Raw genomic sequence first — 17498 nt, 5'->3', positions numbered from 1 at the left:
CATGACGAAAACTACTGCGGCGCAGAGCATTCCGCATCCGCCAAAGCGGGTGCCGATCCTGGGCGACGTGCTGGGTATGGATCGCAAACGCCCGAACCAGAAGACGCTGTGGCAGTTCAGCCAGCTGGGGCCGTTGTATCGGCGCACGTTCGTCGGCGGAATCCATCTGACCTTCGCCGGGTCTTCGGAACTCATGCGCGAGGTCATCGATGAGAAGTCGTGGCAGCGCCATTTCGCCCGCCCGTACGAGAAGCTACGCGCCATCGCCGGGAACGGTCTTTTCACCGCTTCGAATGATTCGATGGAGTGGAAACGTGGGCACGAGGCGCTGATTCAGGGATTCGTGCCCGCCGCGCTTGCTGATTACCACGATGCCTTCGTCCACGTGGCGGAGCAGACCGCGCAGTGGCTCGGACAGGGCTGCACCGTCGATGACACTGCCGCGATGATGGGCGATGCTGCGCTGGAGGCGATCGGGCTGGCTGGGTTCGGTTACTCAGTCGGCGCGTTCGCCGACCGCGGGAACGGTCGCAACCCGTTCGCCGACGCGCTGACGCGGGTCTTCGCCTACGCCCAGGAATCGGCAATCCCATTGGTGGGCAAGCTGACCGGCGGCAAGCGTGCCCGCCAGAACGACCGGGATGTCGCGTTCATGAAGGGCGTGGTGTCCGAGGTGATCGAAGCGCGGCGACAGTCCGGCCAGCGGTACCCGGATCTGCTCGACCGCATGATGTACCCCGTCGACGGCCCGGCCCTGCCCGATGACAACCTCGTCGAGCAGGTGTTGACGCTTTTCGTCGCAGGGCACGAGACCACGGGCAACCTATTGGCCTTCGTGACGCACTTTCTGGCCAATGATCCAGAGCTGGCCGCGCGGGTACGCGCCGAGGCCACCGCGCTGACCACCAACGGCCGCATCGCCTACGAGGACGTGGCCAAGCTCGAGGTCACCGATGCGGTGATCGCCGAAGCGCTACGGCTGTGGCCCATCGCGCCGGGATTCTTCCGCGAAGCGCGTCAGGACACCACGCTCGGCGGATACCCCATCGCCGCGGGCGAATGGGTGTTCGTGCTGCTGTTGGCGGTGCAGCGCGATCCGGCCGTGTGGGGGAGCGACGCGAACGAGTTCCGCCCCGATCGCTGGCTGGGTGGATTCCGGCCGAAACCCTGGGCATATCGACCGTTCGGCACCGGCCCGCGCGCGTGCATCGGCCAGGCGTTCGCGCTACACGAAGCGAAACTGCTGATCGCCTCGTTGGTGCGCGATTACGAACTCACCGCACACGGCGTACTCGATGTCGAGGAGAATCTGACGCTACGCCCGGCGAACCTGAAGGTCGGGTTCCGCCGCATCGAATGACCAGGGCAGGGGCTGAATTACCGTGTGCGGGCAGGAAGTGCTCGCAGATCGGCGATCAGCTCCCTGAGCTTGTCCCGTGTCAACGCTCGCGCCGCAACGTGCTGCACCCCGCGATCACGCGCCAGGGTCCACAGCTGTAGCCGCAAATCGATATCCACATCCTCGTCGCCGACCGGCAGCAGATAGGCCACATCGGTGACACCGCATAGTGCACACAGCGCGTCCGCGACCTCGCGCGTGACCTCCAGGACTGCACCGGTGCGCAGAGCCGCGATGTCCCCGGGAGCCACCGCGCGCCCCAGCGCCTCGGTCAGCGCGGCGGCGATCTGCTCGTTGTTCATCGCCGGTTCGTCCCATCGGTGCGAATAGGCGATCATGCGGTCGATCTTCCCAGCTAACGGCAGTGCCATGAGAGTCCTCACCGGTTGATCCGTCGGGTTGCCGAAAGTGTCTGCTGCATCTGTGACCACCGCTGCGCGAACTCCTCGGCGCGCTCGGACTCCGATTCCGGCAGCCGCTCCAGTAGCCAGCGCAGATACAACAACTCCGTGTGATCGTCGGCCGTGGGTGCCTGCGGCGCGCGGCGCAGATAGTGGCCCAACAGCATCTCGATGGTGGCCGCGCTCAGTGTCCCGTCGAAGCGCTGATGCTCGATATCGGCGATAGTCCACGCCCTCAGCATGCGGTCAGCGATCGTGTTCATGCCTTCGACCAGCGGCGCGAGACGTTCATCATCGCCCGCAACCTCGGTCACCCTCTGCGCCATCGCCACAGTGTCCTGGAACAAGTTGGCCGGGATCGGAATGTAGAGCACCTTTGACGTCGGCTGGGGCACGTCGGCGGCAGCGGTGACTCGCGGGGGTAGGTGCTTGGTGAAGGCGTCCAATGCGGAGCCGTCCTTCCATTGCAGCACCGTGTCCAGCCTGGGCAGTGTGTCGTTGCGGATTCGCCCGGCCTGGCCGCTTTCGATCTTGTCGATCGTCCTTGGGTTCAGCCCGACGGCCGCATGAACCGCCTGCTTGGACAAGCCCAGCTCTTCGCGCCGTGCCTGCACTACCTGGCCTAGGTACTCGGGGTGTCGTGTAGTCATCGCCTCGACTCTGTGTAGAAGGGCTCGCAGAACGGGCTGCTGTACCCACATTGCTGTCGATACTACATGACCTGAGTCGGTACTTCCTAGTCGGGATTTCCGTAGTTACCTGCGTCATATCCAGGCGCAGGAACAGCTAACTACATAGCCGTAGTGCCGAACGTGTGTACTTAACTGGTTGAAACTGTGCACCAAACTGCGTACTATGGCGCTGCAGCGACAGGTAGCCACATGTCAGGCCCCTGATGTGACGCCCGTGTAGTGGAGCCTGCTCAGTACCGAGCTAGCTCACAGGCGTCACCCGGCTACCGCTTCAACTAAGGAAACAGGCAATGGACAACACCAACGACATCTGGCTGACGAGCAAGGAAGTCGCGTTACGGCTCAAGGTCGAGGTCTGCACGCTGGACAACTGGGCCTACACCGGCACCGGCCCCGACTTCATCAAGCCGGGACGTATCCGCCGCTATGCCCTGGCCGACATCATCGCGTGGGAGAACCGACTACGAGCCGAAGCGAAACTTCGACGGCAAATCGCCCAGGCCAACGTCCGTCGTCACGTCGCCTGATCGCTTCCAGGCTGAGGCATCAGCAGAGGCTTGCCTGATACGACCCCCCCCAGGAGTCTCGCTGACGCGTCCTCGCAAATGGCGCACAAGCGCTACTCGGGATCTCCCGCGCAATCGTCGCCATCATCTACGCAGCTCAGGTATGAAATGAACACTCACCCCGACAGCAATGTTTCGATCTTCGATCCCAGTCGGCGGAGGTCGAGACCGCTCGGCGCCGCCGCAAGCAGGCTCGTCCTCGTCGTGCCGACGCTGGAGATGCCTCACCATCACCCGGATGCTCTGTTTGCAGCAGTGCACATGATTCAGGCACTCGACCCCGATGAGCTTGTCCACCTGGGAGATCCTGGCGAGCCATCGCACGTAGAAAATTGGTACATCAAAACCCTCCGGCGGTCGTATCGCGGAGCGCTAGGTTTCCAATTCTCGTCAGGCTTGAACCTCGGTAAGCGCGACATCACCTCACTCCCGCCGGGTTATGAGCTTGACGCCAACTGGATCGCGGTAGACCGGCCTGCCGTTCTTGTCGCAATCGGACCGAGCGAGACGGCCCGTCGTGCGGTTATCGCATCCGGTCGATCAGTAGTCACGGCCGCTGGTCCGACGACGGCGTCCGTCAGGTGGCGTGACGGCGATATGTGGGCGAATCGAATCGCGAAGGAAGCGGTTTTGTGACCGCCGATGAGGTATGGCTCACCTCCGAAGATCTGGCCAGGCGCTTTCAGGTCCCAGTGAAGACGATATCCGTATGGGCATCAGCCGGAAAAGGTCCTCGCTACATAAAGGTCGGCCGGTACCGGCGATATCGGCTGATCGACATAGAAGAGTGGGAGCGGGATCTCCTAAAAACCAGCCGCACTCGGCGAGCTGCATAAGGCACGCGTTCTCGGCTGAGACCGGAATCTCCGACCCTCCAATGACGATAGGTCTGCGGGGGGTCGGATCGCGTACGTAGGGCGCGGCTCAGCTATCCGTCGGCTAACTTTTCTCGGTAGACGGATGTTCGGTTGGCAATCAATAGTTTGCTAGCGCCTCGATCTAAGGGGGCGCGCAAGATAATTCGATCCAGAGAGTGTGGAGATGGCAAGTATCCAGGTTCGTGAAATCATGATGGGCCCGCGGGGCGGCCCAAAGAAGAAGGTGAAGCGGTACATCGTTCGCTGGGAGGATCAGAATGGAATACCGGACTCGAAAACATTCGACAAACGAGGTCGCTACGATATTCCCGACACGGCTGAATACTTCAAGAGCAAAATAGAAGCCAAGCTCCGTGACGGTGAATACGTCAACCCTGACCTCGGCAAGCAGAATGTTAAGTCGTATGCCGAGAAATGGCGGGACCGTGCCCGCAAAGATGGAACCTTCAAGGCTCGGCAGCAATTCATCAACAACCTGGGGCCGCTGGCAAAGCTCAGCCTGGCGCAGATTCAACGCAGTGATATCCGTGACTGGACTGACTTGCTCCTCACTGGGCGACCGTGGTGTAAGGGAAAGGCAATCCAGCTCTCGACGGCATCGTTGTACCTCCAGCACCTGACGACTCTTCTCCAAATTGCTGTTGACGATGAGCTGATTGTCAAGAACGCGGCCAGGAAGTTCAGGCTCGATGGAGACGACTACGAAGAGGGCCTGAAAGGCCCGACTGCCACAGAGCTCCTCACGCCACAGCTCATCAGTCGCGTTCGGGAACACGCCTCCGAGACCGTCTCCATCATGATCCTGCTGAGCGCGCTGACTGGCCTGCGGGTCAGCGAAGTCGCTGGCCTCCGCGTCCAGGACGTGAACTTCGTGCGGCGAGAACTCAACGTGGTCCAGCAGGCCGCACGCAGCCCCAAAAAGGAACCGATCACGCCCAAGACCAAGTCTTCGCGCCGCACCATTCCGTTGTCCAAGTCGGCTGTGGCGACCCTCGCCGCCTATCTGGCCGACGATGCCCACAGCCGTGGTCCCGGCGACCTGATCTTCGCCGCGCCGCGTGGTGGACGCTGGTATGCCACTTTGCTCGGTGGCAACTTCCGCCGAGCGTGTGAGAAAGCGGGGCTCGGGACGGAGTGGTCATGGCACGACCTGCGTCACTACTTCGCGTCGCGGCTAATCTTCAAGGGACGTGATGTAAAGACGGTCAGCGAACTTCTAGGACACTCCACTCCGAATATGACATGGAAGGTTTACGTCCACCTGTGGCCCGGCCAGGAAGACGCTCTGAGAGAAGACATGGACGAAGCGCTCCAAGACATTACTGCGCAGCGATGGGATGAGAATGGGATGGGATCGGACCTGCGGGCCGAGGCTGCCTAGCCTCGTGGGATCATGGACAACGCCGAATCCCACTTGTGACCAGGAGACCCGTGCCTAGCTTTGTCGACACGACGTTCACCGATCCGTCCCGGATCCGGAACTTCTGCATCATCGCCCACATCGACCACGGCAAGTCGACCCTGGCCGATCGGATGTTGCAGCTGACCGGTGTGGTCGACGACCGGTCCATGCGCGCCCAGTACCTGGACCGCATGGACATCGAACGCGAGCGCGGCATCACGATCAAGGCGCAGAACGTGCGTCTGCCGTGGCAGGTCGATGGCACCGACTACGTCCTGCACCTGATCGACACTCCGGGCCACGTCGACTTCACCTATGAAGTGTCGCGTGCGCTTGAGGCGTGTGAAGGCGCGATCCTGCTGGTTGACGCCGCTCAGGGCATTGAAGCGCAGACGCTCGCCAACCTGTATCTGGCGATGGAACGCGACCTCACGATCATCCCGGTCCTCAACAAGATCGATCTGCCTGCCGCCGATCCCGATCGCTACGCCGCCGAGATCGCTCACATTGTCGGGTGTGAACCCGAGGACGTGCTGCGCGTGTCGGGCAAAACCGGCGTCGGTGTGACCGAGCTGCTCGACAAGGTGATCGCCGAGATCCCGGCCCCGGTCGGCGACTCCGACGCACCGCCGCGCGCCCTCATTTTCGACTCGGTTTATGACACCTACCGTGGCGTCGTCACCTACGTCCGCGTGGTTGACGGCAAGCTCATGCCACGGCAGAAGATCAAGATGATGTCGACCGGCGCCACCCATGAGCTGCTGGAAATCGGCATCGTTTCGCCCGAACCGAAGCCAACGCAGGGTCTCGGCGTCGGCGAGGTTGGGTACCTGATCACCGGTGTGAAGGACGTTCGTCAGTCGAAGGTCGGCGATACCGTCACCTCCGCGCGCGACGGTGCCGTCCAGGCGCTCGCTGGCTATCACGAGCCGCGCCCAATGGTCTACTCCGGCCTGTACCCGGTCGACGGTTCTGACTACCCGGTGCTGCGCGACGCGCTCGACAAACTGCAGCTCAACGACGCCGCGCTCACCTACGTGCCGGAAACCTCCGTCGCGCTTGGGTTCGGTTTCCGCTGTGGCTTCCTCGGACTGCTCCACATGGAAATCACGCGCGAACGGCTGCAGCGCGAATTCGGCCTCGACCTCATTTCCACCGCGCCGAACGTGATCTATCGCGTTGTCATGGAAGACGGCACTGAACACGTGGTCACGAACCCGTCGTTCTGGCCAGAAGGCAAGGCACGCGAGATTTACGAGCCCATCACCAAGTGCACGGTGATCGCGCCAAGTGAGTTCGTTGGCACGATCATGGAACTGTGCCAGGCGCGTCGCGGCGAATTGCTCGGCATGGATTACCTGTCGGAAACGCGCGTGGAAATGCGCTACACGCTGCCGATGGCCGAGATTATTTTCGACTTCTTCGACTCGCTGAAGTCGCGCACGCGCGGTTACGCGTCGCTCGATTACGAAGAGGCGGGCGAGCAGGAAGCCGCGTTGGTGAAGGTCGACATCCTCCTGCAGGGCGAGGCGGTCGACGCGTTCAGTGCCATCGTGCATAAGGACGCGGCCCAGGCGTACGGGCACAAAATGACGACCAAGCTGCGCGAACTGATCCCGCGTCAGCAGTTCGAGGTGCCGATTCAGGCGGCGATCGGGGCGAAGATCATCGCCCGCGAAAACATCCGCGCGATCCGCAAGGACGTGCTTGCCAAGTGCTACGGCGGCGACATCAGCCGTAAGCGCAAGCTGCTGGAAAAGCAGAAGGAAGGCAAGAAGCGGATGAAGACGATTGGGCGCGTTGAGGTTCCGCAGGAAGCGTTCGTCGCCGCGCTGTCGTCGGATTCAGACAAGCCAAAGAAGTAGGTCGTAGTTCAGGCGTCGGTACGAACCGGCGCCTGCACGCGCGGTAGGCGGATGCGTAGTCGTCCCCCGCCGAGCGGACTGGGCCCCAATTCCGCTGTGCCACCGTGCAATTCAGCCTGCTGTCGCACTAGCGCCAAGCCGAGCCCTGAACCGGGCGAACCTGGCCGCTTCACAAACCGGTCAAAAGCGTTGGGTGCCACCGACTTCGCGATGCCCGTTCCGTTGTCGTCAATGATCAACTCAACTTCGTTGTCGTCGGCGGTCGCCGCGACCACAACGCGCGTCGCTTCACCATGATGGACGGCGTTGGCGACGGCATTCGTGATCACAAGCAGGATTCCGCCAGGCAGCCCGGTCAACTCGACCGGATCGCAGCCGCTCAGCGTCACCTCGACGCCCGGATAGGCCCGCGCGGCATCGTGCACCGCGCGATCAACAACATCGCACAGGTCGAACGACTCGAACGCGGTGTTGGTAGTCAGTTCGCCAACGGCAAGCCGTTCGAGGTCGGCGAGGGTGTGTTCGATCTGGCTTTCGGCGGCGAGCACGTCGGCGAGAACAAGCGGACGTTGGTCGGCTGGTAGGTCGTCGCCAGCGAGAACTTGCAGATCCGTGCGGATCGCCGTGAGCGGGGTCCGGAGTTCATGGGCACAGACGGCGGCGAAATCGCGGGCACTGGCCAGCGCGGCACGAGTTTCGGCATGGGCGGTTTCGAGGCGGGCGAGCATGCGGGTGATGGCGTCGGACAGTTCTTCCGCTTCGCGTGCGCCGCGACCGGACAGCGGCGGCAGTGCGTCGAGAGTGTCGATTTCGCGCGTCGCTGTCGCCAATCGACGCAGCGGTCTAGCGACTACGCCCGCCAACAGCCACCCGAGGCCAGCCGCGAGGACCACACCAGCGATGCCAATGCCGAGCCCGATGAGCTGACTGCGGGTGACGGCCGAATTGACCGACGCGCGATCAGGATTGAGCTGCACCAACATGCCCGGTGCGCCTTCTACCTGCGCGACTACGGCGAAAGGACCGCCGGGACCCAGGGCGGGATCGGCGGGATCACGAACCTCGGCAGGAGCTCGCGAGTCAGGATTTGGTTCGGCGGCTGGGGTGCGGGGCGATGCGCTCTGTCCATCAGGTGCGGCCGACGATGTGCTGTGCGGATCGGTGTTTGGCGCGGGAGGAGGGCTCAGCGGCGCTGGCGTCGCGGGCGACAGCGCGCCGTCGGCGACTTCGACGTGCAGGGTCGAAATCGTCTCGTCGAGTTGCCTGGTCCCGGCGACCTCAAGCAGCGCCGCGTAGGCAATGCCCAAGGTCACCGCGACCAGCGCGGCAACGAGCCCGGAAACGACAGCGACTCGCGTCCGCAGCGACAGCGACCTCACGGCCGGTCCCGCAGCACGAAGCCAACGCCGCGCACGGTGTGCACCACCCGAGGCACGCCATTGGCCTCCAATTTCCGTCGAAGATAGGAAACGAAAACGTCGACGACATTGGTCTCGGTGACGAAGTCGTAGCCCCACACCTTCGACAGAATCTGTTCGCGACTCACCACCATGCCAGCGTTGTCGGCGAGCATTGCGAGCAGTTCGAATTCGCGCTTGGTCAACTCAACCGGCTGTCCGCCCGCGTGCACGCGATGCCCAGCGCGATCGACAACCACCTCGCCGACCTGCACGGTGTGTGCACCCTGCGGGCTCGCCGCCGCGCTGCGTCGCAGCAGCGAACGTAGTCGCGCGACCAATTCGCCCAAGTCGAACGGTTTGGTGAGGTAGTCGTCAGCGCCGCGCTCAAGTGTCGCGATGCGATCGGTGACCGCACTGCGCGCGGAGAGGACGCAGATGGGGATGTCGTTGCCCATCGCGCGCAGTGCGGTCACGACGCCGACGCCGTCGAGTTCAGGCATGTTCACATCGAGCACCATCGCGTCCGGCGCTGCCGAACCAACAAGCGTGAGCGCGCGGGCACCATCGCTCGCGGTGATGACGTCGAAGCCAGCGAGTTCAAGGCCACGCCGCAGTGACGCGAGCACCCTGACCTCGTCGTCAACGACCAAGATCTGGTGTCCGGTCATCGCTTTACCCTAGTTGCTCGGCACATTTATCGAGGTCAGCGCGGGGGCGTGGGCAGCTTCGGCCCGCACGTGAGTTCGCCGTCGAAGTGCGCACCGGGTGCTGGTCGCGCTTCGATCGTGTTGTCGAAACCTGAGCCCGGGGGAGCGGGGACGAACTTGGTCCCGTCAAGAGGCGTCGCGGGCGACGGGGCTTCGATCGTGTGGTCGAAGGCCGAACCGGCCGGTGCGGGGACGAGTTCGGTGCCGTCGGCCAATGACGCGGGGACCGAATGCTCAAACTCGGGGAGCGGTGTACCGGGGGGAGCCGTACACGTGATGGTGACGTGTTCGTCGTTGCCGCCCTGGTCAGCGCTCGCAAACCCGACAAGCGGCGCGGTAATCAGGACGAGCCCGCCGAGCAACGCGGTAGCGCGAAGGTGGCGGCGAGTGCGGGTTTTGGTCATGGGATTGGCCTCCTGAGCTTGGGTCACACCGACACTGCTTGGTCGGTGATCCCGACGCTATGGCCGCGATCTTCAGTCGCCGTTGAGCAATCATTAGAGTTCTCTTGCAGTGGCTGGGCGGGTGCTCTTCTTGCCCGAAAGAGTGGCCCGATGTCGGCGCATGGTGTTTGATGATCGAAAAGTGAAATCTTGGAGTTTGCATGACGCGCGCAGACGATGCGGACCTGGCCTATCGCGTGGCTAACGGCGTCGCCCGAGTGGCGCGGGCCAGTGCTTATGTCACCGGCGGCGCCCTAGTGGCGGCCAACGGAGCAGACGAACACACCACAAGCAACGATGACAGTCGCTATGTCGGGTGGGCAACCGAGCCTGCGAAGGCCGACCCCGGCCCGAGCGGCCCGAGCCCAGTGGTGACCTTCCCCGATCTGACTGCCGCACCCAGATGGGTTGGGGCACCTGGTCATCCGACGGATCCGCTGACGGTTAACGGTGCGCTCGAAAGTGCTTCGCGCCCAACGTATCTCGACGGCGCGCTCGGCGACGTGAGCGGGCACGCCTCGCCGTATCCAGCGGTGCCGCCGATCGAGGGCGAGCCAGTCGGTGGGGGCGCGTTTCCCGGTGTTGAATCCGGTGGCGGTTTCGATGGCATCGGTTTCCCTGGCCCGCCCGGGAACGCCGTCGGCACTCCCGTTGCTCCGGGCGCGCCTAGCTTCCCCGCTCCTGGAGTCGGTGGTGGCAATAACGTCGGTCCCATCGAAGTCCCCGGCTTTAACGACGGTGTCGGCGACGGTTTTCTCGGTGACAATTTCCTAGGCAACGACTTCCTAGGCGATAACTTCCTGGGGGACGACTTCCTCGGCGATGACTTCCTTGACGGTCTCGATGGACTCAAGGGCATCGACGAGTTCGGCGAACTCGATGGTTTCAACGGCATCGGCGACTTCTATGTGAGCTTCGAAGGGCTCGGCGTGGAAATCACCGGCGAGGTCCATGTCGGGCTGCACGCGGGCGCTGACGGTGTGTGGGTCGCGTCGTCGGCCAAAGGCGACATCCAGCTCGACGGGTCTACCGACGCGAGCAAGGTCGGCAGCCAAATCGATGCTGACAAGCAGTCGCTTGGCAGCACGACGCAACAGCCGCTGAGCGCGAGTGGCAAGCCCGGCACGGAAAACACGAACGGCACTGGCTTGCCGTCGTCAACCGGAGCTGCTCCGGGCGCGTCGAGTGGGCTGCCGGGCGGTACCGCCGCGCCAACCGTCCCGGTCTCGCCCACGTTGGGTACGTCGCCCGCCCTGACCGCGCCGACTCCCGCGCCAGCCGTTGTCGCACCCGCGCCGATCGCGCCTGCCGCGCCGGTAGCCCCTGCGGCACCGAGCCCGGTGACCGCGACCCCGTTGCAAACAACGATCCAGCCCGACGCGGCATCGACCCCGATCGCCAACGTTCTTGGCGGAACACAGGGTTCGGGCGCGCTCACAGCACCCGCCGCAGCGGTTCCCGCGATCTTCACTCCGCCTCCGCCAACGAAATCCGTTGTGCCGCAGGAGTATTCACTACCGACGGTCACCACGCCCACTGTCGCGCCCGTCGTGACGCCACCGTCAACGCTGCCGACCGCCGACCAGACCCCGGTGAAACTGCCGGATCTGCCTAAGGCAACCGTGGCACCAACGATCCCTGACATCACGAAGGCACCGATCACGGTCGCCCCCGTGAAACCGCTTCCGGTAGAACCGGATCCGACCGGCGGGATCACCACGCCAAGCGTCCCGACCACGCCGCACCCAACGCCGACGGTTGACCTCCCAACCCAAACGGTGCCGCAGCCAACGGTGACGGTGCCAACGCAGCAGCCCACGGTGAAGCCAGCCCCGACGGTCGACGCGCACCCGCCAACGGTGACGGTGCCGACGCCGGTCGCGCCGGTGCAACCGACTCCGGTCCAGGTCAAACCACTCGAAGTGAAGCCGATTGCCGACCACGGTTCCTACAACGACAGTTACCATGGCGTGACAACCGGCCTGTTCAACAACGGCTGGTCGTCCACCTTTGACCCGCACGCGCAGGCGTTTGTCGCCGATCACCACGGGTACGACATCGCCTAGCCCGCGCAGCTGGCCGGGCAGCCGACGAGAGTGAGGAACGAGTTGTCTGCCGCAGCCGGATTGCAGGCCGCGACGGTGAAACACCCGGAAGCGTTGGCTGGCGTCATCGGCGTTGTCGACGATCTGCGTGACCTCGCCCGCGCGGCCGGTCGCGATGACCTCGACAGCAGGCTCGGCATGGTCGCGGCCAAGCTTGGCGACCCACGCGTTCGACTTGTTGTCGTCGGTGAACCGCAGTCGGGGATGAGCACGCTGGTCAACAGCCTGGTCGGCGTGACGGTCAGCCCCACCGATGGTCGGCCGAGTGTGCCGGTCATTGTCGAATACGGTGTCGCGCCAGCCGCTACCGCAGTGAAGAAGGCAGCGGGCGGAGTTGAGCGCCAAGCCATCGACCCGCGCCACCCCGGACCCGCGCTCGCCGTCCCCGGTGTTGTCCGCGCCGAATTCGCCGAACCGAGCCCGTTGTTGCACGGCGGCCTCGTTGTGATGGACGCGCCGGGGTCGGCGGTCCACGACAATGTCGCGTGGTCGATGATCGCCGCCGCCGACGTTGTTTTGTACGTTGTCGACGCGGCGAGTGAACTTTCCGAACGCCAACTCGACTATTTGCGGCGCGTCGAGCAGATGTGTCCGTCGGTTATCTGTGTGCTCAGCAAAATCGACCGCAATCCGAACTGGTCGCTCACGCTGGGTCGTGACCGCGCGTTGTTGGAAGCGAGCGGACTGAATTTCGCCGTGGCGCCGGTGTCAGCGCTGTTGCACCGCCAAGCAACCGAACTGGGCGATCCGCAACGTGACCGCGATTCTGGCGTTCCGCAGCTACTTGAGCATCTCAACGACTACGTGATCACGCGCGCCGACGCGGTCGCGATTAGTGCGGCAGCCCGCGACATCGCGCTGATCACCGACCAACTCGGGGCGACCATGCGCGCGGAGTCCGACGCGCTACGCGACCCGCGCAGTCGCGCGGAGATCACCCGGCGACTCGCCGCGACCCGCGCCGAAGCCGAGGCGTTGCGACAGCGCACGGCGTCCTGGCAGGTGACCCTCGTTGACGGGGCCGCCGAGTTGGGTGCCGACATCGAACACGACCTTCGCCACCGACTACGCACGCTGGTACGCGAAGCGGAAGCCGAGATCACCTCGGCCGACCCCGCGCCGAAGTGGGCGGAATTCGGCGCTGACCTCGACGCGCGCATTTGCGGCGCGATCGAGGAAAACTTCGTCATCGCCCACCACCGGGCCGAAGAACTGGCCGAACAGGTTGCCGCGAAATTCCCGCCCAACCATCGCGTTCCCACCCTGCCCGAACTGCGCGTCACCGATCCAGACGCGGTGCTCGCGCCGGTGCAACCGCTCGAACCGTTGGAAAGCGCGAAGGCAAGCATTGGCCAGCAGGCGCTGTCGGCATTGCGTGGTTCCTATGGCGGCATTCTGATGGTTGGCTTGGCAACAAGTCTGCTTGGGATGTCGCTGGTGAACTGGTATTCAGCGGGCGCTGGTTTGTTGCTTGGCCTCAACGCGCTCTTTGACGATCGACGTGCCCGCAAACAGCGTAGACAGGCTGAAGCGAAGATGGCCGTCGCACGATTGGTCGACGACGTGGTTTTCCAAATCGGCAAGGAATCGCGGAACCGACTGCGCACTTTGCAGCGTGTTCTGCGCGATCACTACACCGATATCGCGACGGAAGTAGTGCGCACGGCCGACGACGCGTTGCGCGCCGCCGAGACCGCCGGGCTGCGCTACGGCCAAGGCCGCGAGCACCGACTAGCCGAACTCGACGCGAACCTCACCCGGCTACGGTCGATTCGCCAACGCGCCGACGCGCTGTAGTTTTTTTTTAACGCCCGTTTCCATGCGCGGGTTGGAACTGGCCTGCCTCGCGTGAATCTTCGGCCCTGATCACGTGCGTGACGGCGTTGATCAGCGCAAGGTGGGTGAATGCCTGCGGGAAGTTACCGAGGTGGCGGCCGGTGCGCGGATCGATTTCCTCGGCATAGAGCCGCAGCGGACTCGCCAAGCCGAGCAACCGTTCGCACAGGTGTGTCGCGCGTTCGAGTTCGCCAATTTCCACCAAGCAGGAAACGAGCCAGAACGAACAGATCGTGAACGTGCCTTCTTCGCCGTGCAATCCGTCGTCGGTTGTTGACGTGTCGTAGCGCAGGACGAGCCCGTTGACGGTGAGGTTGTCGGCGATGGCGAGCACCGTGCGAATCACGCGTGGGTCGTCGGGCGGCAGAAAACGGGTGAGCACAATCAGCAGCAGCGACGCGTCGAGGGAATCGCCGCCATAAACCTGGGTGAAAACGCCGTTCGCGTCGACACCATGTTCGAGCACGTTGTCGCGAATTTCGTCGGCGATTTTGAACCACTCGGCGGCTTGGCCGCGCTTGCCGTTGAGCTGCGCGAGGCGAGCGCCGCGGTCGAGCGCGACCCAGCACATCACCTTCGACGCGGTGAACTGTTGCGGTTCACCGCGCACTTCCCAAATGCCGCGATCGGGTTCGCGCCAATGTTTGATGGCGGCCTGCACGGTGCGTTCGAGCATTGGCCACAGCGATTCGGGTACTTGCTGACGCGATTTCACATGCAGATACACCGTGTCGAGCATGGTGCCCCAGATGTCGTGTTGATCTTGGTCGTAGGCGTCGTTACCGATGCGGACCGGTCGCGAATCGTCGTAGCCGGTGAGGTTGTGCAGGATTTCCTCGGTGATCCGCCGCTCGCCGCCGATTCCGTAGAGCACTTGAAGGGGGAGCGCGTCGCCGTTCGCACCGGTGGTCGCGTCGTCGAGGAAGGCGAAGAAATCGTTGGCTTCACGGTCGAGACCGAGGGTGTAAAGACCCCACAGCGCGAAGCTTGAGTCACGCACCCACGTGTAGCGATAATCCCAATTGCGTTCTCCGCCAAGGGTTTCCGGAAGGGACGTGGTCGGTGCGGCAAGGAGCGCGCCCGTCGGGGCGTAGGTGAGGCCCTTGAGCGTGAGTGCGCTGCGTTGCAAGTAATTGCGCCAAGGGTGGTCGGGGAAGTCGCCGAGGGTGATCCACTGCCGCCAGCAGTCGATGGTGGTATCCATCTTTTGCGCGGCCTCGTCGTAGGTCGTTGGCGGTGGCAATTCCGACCACGTGAGCGCGACGAATACGCGATCGCCGTCGCGCATACGTGTGCGGGCCCGCGCTTCGCGCCCTTCCAAACCAATCCGCAGATCGGTGGTGAGGGTGAGCGTCGGACCAAGGTCGGGGTCGCCCTTACACGTGGCCGTCGCCTGTTCGTAAACCCTGCCGGTGTACTCCCAATGCACCGGCTTGCGGTAATAGTCGAAAGCGGGTTCGCAGCTCATCTCGAACTCGACCGTGCCGCTCACGCATTTCACCGTGCGCAACAACATGTGCTCGGCATCCCAATCCATCGGCGTGCGCCTATGGGTTTTCGAGCGTTCCATGTTGTTGTGCCAACGGCCGAGCACAAGCGCGTCGCGCACGATCAACCAGCCGGTTTCGGTCTGCCATGTGGTCTCGACGATCATGCCGCCGGGCAGGTAGCGCCGTGCGGCAGGCACGGTCTTTCCGTAAGGACCGATACGAAAATGGCCTGCGCTGCGATCGAGTATCGAACCGAAAACACTTGGTGAGTCCGGGCGTGGCACGCACATCCACTCGACCGATCCGCTGCTCGCGATGAGGCAGTTGGTCTCGCAATCGGACAGGAACGCGTAGTCGTCGATGGGCGGAAAAGCCCCGGGACGCCCGCCTGAAGAGACGGGACGCAAGATCGGCAAACCATCCAGACCAGAAGATGCCATACCCAATGATGCCTGCCCGTTCGGGCTGCCGCACTGCCGCGATGGAAGGTTCACATCCAGCGGCTAAGGTGATGGCGTGGCGAACATCGCGAGTTGGTGGGACGGGTTCGAATTGTGGGTAGCGGGTTTGCCGTTTATCCCGCAGTTTCTCGTAGTGCTACTCGGGATGGTGCCGGTCAGCTTCGCGCTCGCGTATCTGCTCGACCGCGCGCTGCGAGCGGCGTTTCGCCTGCTCGGTCGTGGCGACGATGCCGCGCCCGCTGAACTTACTGTCGAAGAACTCGTTGGGCCGGTTCGCCCGACCGTTGGAAGCGGAGTCCGTTGATGCCACGCTCACGCGTTCAACTTGCCCTTATCGCCCTGCTCGTCCTGGTCATCGTCGCCTGGTTTTTCACTCGTTAGCCTGGGCAAACAGCTTCGCCCGCCGGCTTTCTCGTTGATTCGAATCGCCAGATACTTATCTGCTACAGTTTGGCCCGTGTCCACGAGTGTCGCTCCGCAGATCCGCCATGAATTGGCGTTGATCGCTGTCGGCAACCTCGCGGTCGCAGACATCCTCTGTCGATGATCTGCCACCGGACGCGTCTGCGCGCTTTCCCTCACTAGACTGGTGCGCGCTTCCTCCTTTTTTCGCAGACGTATTCCGTAACCCCCCGGCGGGCCGAATAGGCCCGAGTCGCACCATGTCGACCAAGAGTTCCCCGCCGCAACGAAAGTCGTTGACCGGCAGGTCTTTTCCGAAAGGTTCACCCTCATGTCTCGCAACACCTGGTTCGGTTCGCGGCGTCGCGCCGCAGCGATCGCGCTCACCTCCGTCGCGGCGGTCGCGCTGACCGCTTGCGGCGGTGGCGCAAGCGACTCGACCGACGGCGACGCGAAGGTAGCCGACGGCAGCGGCGGCACCGTCAACCTGTACGCCTATGCGGTGCCGAAGCCGGGCTTCGACAAGGTCGTTCCCGAGTTCAACAAGACCGCCGCTGGCAAGGGTGTCGCGGTGCAGGGCTCCTACGGTGCTTCGGGCGACCAGTCGCGCAAGGTGAAGGACGGCGCCGCCGCCGACATCGTGAACTTCTCGGTCGAACCCGACATCACCCGCCTCGTTGACGCGGGCCTCGTCGACGCCAACTGGAACCAGGGCGCGACCAAGGGCATCCCATTTGGCTCGGTCGTCACCATCGTTGTCCGCAAGGGCAACCCCAAGGGCATCAAGGATTGGGACGACCTGCTCAAGCCGGGCGTCGAGGTCGTGACCCCCAACCCGTTCAGTTCGGGTTCGGCCAAGTGGAACCTGCTCGCGCCGTACGCGGCGAAGAGCGACGGCGGCAAGAACCAGCAGGCCGGGCTCGACTACCTGTCGCAGCTCATCTCGCCCGCGCACGTGAAGGTGCAGCCGAAGTCGGGCCGCGAAGCCACCGAAACGTTCCTGCAGGGCACCGGCGACGTGCTGCTCAGCTACGAGAACGAGGCCATCTTCTCCGAGCGCAACGGCGACCCGATCGAGCACATCAACCCGCCGGTCACCTTCAAGATCGAAAACCCGGTCGCTGTCCTGAAGAACGCGGCCAACCTGCCCAAGGCTGAGGCGCTGCGCGACTTCCTCTACACCCCCGAAGGCCAGAAGGCGTGGGCTCAGGCCGGCTTCCGTCCGGTCGACCCGAAGGTCGCCGCTGAGTTCGCCAAGGACTTCCCGCAGCCGACCAAGTTGTGGACCATCGCTGACCTCGGTGGCTGGAAGGCCGTCGACAAGGACCTGTTCGCGCAGGGTACCGGCAAGGTCGCCGTGATCTACGACCAGGCGACCAAGTAGTACGTGACCCAGCGCACACGCGATACTGGACAACTGTGACTGACAGCAGTGGGCACGCCGGGAGCGG

General features: G+C 63.7%; 17 protein-coding genes. 11 read left to right on the top strand and 6 right to left on the bottom strand.

All coding sequences use genetic code 11. The features are described from left to right. Nucleotide 1 precedes the first annotated feature (1 nt). On the top strand, nt 2–1360 hold the full coding sequence (locus IEX78_RS19470) for a cytochrome P450 (protein WP_188830464.1): 1359 nt from the start codon (nt 2–4) through the stop codon (nt 1358–1360). A gap of 17 nt (nt 1361–1377) precedes the next feature. Here the strand turns inward: IEX78_RS19470 and IEX78_RS19465 are convergent, their stop codons facing one another. Together IEX78_RS19465 and IEX78_RS19460 are read right to left on the bottom strand one after the other, a co-directional pair. Beyond that, nucleotides 1378–1737 (bottom strand): hypothetical protein, encoded by a 360-nt coding sequence (locus IEX78_RS19465; RefSeq protein WP_229684112.1) that lies wholly within the window; start codon nt 1735–1737, stop codon nt 1378–1380. A 41-nt stretch (nt 1738–1778) separates the two neighbouring features. After that, the gene (locus tag IEX78_RS19460; RefSeq protein ID WP_229684111.1) at nt 1779–2450 is read right to left on the bottom strand and encodes a helix-turn-helix domain-containing protein; all 672 of its coding nucleotides are present in this window, start codon (nt 2448–2450) and stop codon (nt 1779–1781) included. 332 nt (nt 2451–2782) lie between these two features. Here IEX78_RS19460 and IEX78_RS19455 point away from each other — a divergent pair, with 332 nt between their 5' ends. The 5 genes from IEX78_RS19455 (at nt 2783) to lepA (ending at nt 7203) form a co-directional block, all read left to right on the top strand. Then, the gene (locus tag IEX78_RS19455) at nt 2783–3019 is read left to right on the top strand and encodes a helix-turn-helix transcriptional regulator (protein ID WP_188830461.1); all 237 of its coding nucleotides are present in this window, start codon (nt 2783–2785) and stop codon (nt 3017–3019) included. A 300-nt stretch (nt 3020–3319) separates the two neighbouring features. After that, the gene (locus tag IEX78_RS19450; protein WP_188830460.1) at nt 3320–3694 is read left to right on the top strand and encodes a hypothetical protein; all 375 of its coding nucleotides are present in this window, start codon (nt 3320–3322) and stop codon (nt 3692–3694) included. Further along, nucleotides 3658–3894: a helix-turn-helix domain-containing protein gene (locus tag IEX78_RS19445; protein WP_308426568.1), complete on the top strand. Its 237-nt coding sequence runs from the start codon at nt 3658–3660 to the stop codon at nt 3892–3894. Before IEX78_RS19450 ends, IEX78_RS19445 begins: the two co-directional genes overlap by 37 nt. A gap of 205 nt (nt 3895–4099) precedes the next feature. Then, the gene (locus IEX78_RS19440; protein ID WP_188830458.1) at nt 4100–5317 is read left to right on the top strand and encodes a tyrosine-type recombinase/integrase; all 1218 of its coding nucleotides are present in this window, start codon (nt 4100–4102) and stop codon (nt 5315–5317) included. A gap of 35 nt (nt 5318–5352) precedes the next feature. After that, a complete protein-coding gene (lepA, locus tag IEX78_RS19435) occupies nt 5353–7203 on the top strand; it encodes a translation elongation factor 4 (RefSeq protein WP_373291630.1) in 1851 nt (616 codons plus the stop codon). 8 nt (nt 7204–7211) lie between these two features. On the opposite strand, the gene IEX78_RS19430 is transcribed toward lepA, so the two are convergent. The 3 genes from IEX78_RS19430 to IEX78_RS19420 are packed head-to-tail and all read right to left on the bottom strand — an operon-like array spanning nt 7212 to nt 9714. After that, nucleotides 7212–8582 (bottom strand): sensor histidine kinase, encoded by a 1371-nt coding sequence (locus IEX78_RS19430; protein ID WP_188830456.1) that lies wholly within the window; start codon nt 8580–8582, stop codon nt 7212–7214. Then, nucleotides 8579–9271 (bottom strand): response regulator transcription factor, encoded by a 693-nt coding sequence (locus IEX78_RS19425; RefSeq protein ID WP_188830455.1) that lies wholly within the window; start codon nt 9269–9271, stop codon nt 8579–8581. Before IEX78_RS19425 ends, IEX78_RS19430 begins: the two co-directional genes overlap by 4 nt. Before the next feature lie 35 nt (nt 9272–9306). Further along, nucleotides 9307–9714 carry a hypothetical protein gene (locus IEX78_RS19420; RefSeq protein WP_188830454.1) on the bottom strand — a complete coding sequence of 136 codons (408 nt, stop codon included), beginning with the start codon at nt 9712–9714 and terminating at the stop codon, nt 9307–9309. 200 nt (nt 9715–9914) lie between these two features. Between IEX78_RS19420 and IEX78_RS19415 the strand changes: the two genes are divergently transcribed. Both IEX78_RS19415 and IEX78_RS19410 read left to right on the top strand, forming a co-directional pair. Continuing rightward, nucleotides 9915–11819 carry a hypothetical protein gene (locus IEX78_RS19415; protein WP_188830453.1) on the top strand — a complete coding sequence of 635 codons (1905 nt, stop codon included), beginning with the start codon at nt 9915–9917 and terminating at the stop codon, nt 11817–11819. Between the two features lie 30 nt (nt 11820–11849). Next, nucleotides 11850–13655: a dynamin family protein gene (locus IEX78_RS19410; RefSeq protein ID WP_229684110.1), complete on the top strand. Its 1806-nt coding sequence runs from the start codon at nt 11850–11852 to the stop codon at nt 13653–13655. 7 nt (nt 13656–13662) lie between these two features. Here IEX78_RS19410 and IEX78_RS19405 read toward each other — a convergent pair whose 3' ends face one another. Next, nucleotides 13663–15624 (bottom strand): glycoside hydrolase family 15 protein, encoded by a 1962-nt coding sequence (locus IEX78_RS19405; RefSeq protein ID WP_188830452.1) that lies wholly within the window; start codon nt 15622–15624, stop codon nt 13663–13665. A gap of 76 nt (nt 15625–15700) precedes the next feature. On the opposite strand from IEX78_RS19405, the gene IEX78_RS19400 reads away from it, so the two are divergent. The 3 genes from IEX78_RS19400 (at nt 15701) to IEX78_RS19395 (ending at nt 17431) form a co-directional block, all read left to right on the top strand. Further along, on the top strand, nt 15701–15949 hold the full coding sequence (locus tag IEX78_RS19400; RefSeq protein ID WP_188830451.1) for a hypothetical protein: 249 nt from the start codon (nt 15701–15703) through the stop codon (nt 15947–15949). A 153-nt stretch (nt 15950–16102) separates the two neighbouring features. Beyond that, nucleotides 16103–16192 carry an Ms4533A family Cys-rich leader peptide gene (locus tag IEX78_RS24795; RefSeq protein WP_373291629.1) on the top strand — a complete coding sequence of 30 codons (90 nt, stop codon included), beginning with the start codon at nt 16103–16105 and terminating at the stop codon, nt 16190–16192. Nucleotides 16193–16378: 186 nt separating this feature from the next. Then, complete coding sequence (locus IEX78_RS19395; RefSeq protein WP_188830450.1) at nt 16379–17431, top strand: sulfate ABC transporter substrate-binding protein; 1053 nt, start codon at nt 16379–16381, stop codon at nt 17429–17431. Nucleotides 17432–17498 lie beyond the last annotated feature (67 nt).

The sequence above is a fragment of the Nocardia camponoti genome, assembly GCF_014646135.1.
Taxonomy (GTDB): domain Bacteria; phylum Actinomycetota; class Actinomycetes; order Mycobacteriales; family Mycobacteriaceae; genus Nocardia; species Nocardia camponoti.
Note: the sequence above shows the minus strand (reverse complement) of the source record. Positions and strands in the feature narration are given on the sequence as shown.